Origin of the sequence: Mesorhizobium sp. M1A.T.Ca.IN.004.03.1.1, from assembly GCF_003997555.1 — a bacterium.
Lineage (GTDB): Bacteria > Pseudomonadota > Alphaproteobacteria > Rhizobiales > Rhizobiaceae > Mesorhizobium.
Genome location: NZ_RZTV01000598.1, coordinates 1 through 257, shown reverse-complemented (window position 1 = coordinate 257; position 257 = coordinate 1). Strand labels below are relative to the sequence as shown.

1 pseudogene is annotated in these 257 nt (G+C 65.8%); it reads left to right on the top strand.

Annotated elements, in window-relative coordinates:
* Positions 1 to 257: pseudogene (locus tag EOD29_RS33030) on the top strand (D-alanyl-D-alanine carboxypeptidase); the annotation flags it as partial.

Sequence of the window (257 nt, the reverse complement as noted above, 5' to 3'; positions counted from 1 at the left end):
CAGCGAAGACCGCTTCGCCCAGATGATGACTGCCAAGGCGCATGCACTCGGCATGACGCGCACCACCTATCGCAACGCCAATGGCCTGCCGAACACGGCGCAGATGACGACGGCGCGCGACCAGGCCCGCCTCGGCATCGCCCTTCGCCAGCATTTCCCGCAATATTACGGTTATTTCTCCACCCGCGCCTTCAAGTTCGGCACCCGCACGATCCGCAGCCACAACCGGCTGGTCGGCTCCGTGCGCGGCGTCGACG